The organism is Methylobacter sp. BlB1, from assembly GCF_015476545.1.
Classification (GTDB): Bacteria; Pseudomonadota; Gammaproteobacteria; order Methylococcales; family Methylomonadaceae; genus Methylobacter.
In genome coordinates this window covers 5,250-6,433 of the sequence record NZ_JADMKV010000112.1, presented here as the reverse complement: position 1 = coordinate 6,433, position 1,184 = coordinate 5,250, and positions in this window count along the sequence as shown.

Genomic DNA, 1,184 nt, shown 5'->3' with positions numbered 1-1,184 from the left:
AAACATTGTCCATCTGAGCATCAGTCAAAGCTACAGGCTCAGCAGAAGCCAAACCAGTTGCAGTTAAAAGAATGCCTGCTGCCAAAACTTTCATCATTTTATTTTTCATAACAATAATCTCTACTTTAGTATTATTAATATTATTAACACATAACCCACTCCGAACCTATCAGAATGGGGTATTTACCGTAGTGTTTTAATTTTCCAAAACACTGGGCAAATTCCTTACGCACCCAAAAATTGAACCGTACAGCTACACCATAAAAAGGACCGGTTAGTAAAACATTGTTCAGCGTCGAATTATTTTTGCGATACGTTTCACATTTTTACAATTATTGGGCATAAATTTCCGCATATTTTTGTATTATTATCAGCCTATCCTGAACCTATCGGGATGGGAGGCATTTACCATAGTGTTTTAATTTTGCCAAAACACTTGGCTAATTCCTTACATGCCCAAGAAATTGAGTCGCCAACCACACTGGAAGAAACGGCTGAATAATAAAGCATTATTCTGTACTGAATATTCTGTGATCAACTTCTCATTTTCTTAATTACTGGGCATGCGTTTCACAAAACTTTAGTATTATTAACATAACCCATCCTGAACCTATCGGGATGGGCTTTTTTCTACCGTAGTGCTTCAAATTACCTTCCAAATACTTGGCAATCTCCATGCATACCCTGGACATTGAATTACAAGATCCCACCAAAAAAATGACTGAATTGAAAAGCATCATCCAGTATTAATTTTGTGAGCAACTTCTCATTTCTCCAATCCCCGGACATTAACCCCCACATATCTTTTGTGGGATTTAATTTAATTCAATTCAATTTAATTTAGCAAGATTTAATTTAATATTTGTTAATATATTTTTGCAAGAGCGATACGGAATCAGGCTTAGCACTGGTATATAACCCTGTTTTTGTTACGCATTATCGCAAAAACTGCCTCTAAAGTATTAGTAGGATAATTTCCTTTTTAATCGCAGTGAGCATATAACATCAGGAAGTGAGAGAGGTCCCCATCATTCCATTGCAGGGCATATATAATATTAAAAAAGTATTTTCTACTAAAAAAATTGAGAACGCCCTATGCCTTTCTGAAAGTATAGGGCGCTCCTAATCATAATCTAAACGGAATCGCTTGGATTATAAGGAAACTTGTAAACCAAGCCCCAGAC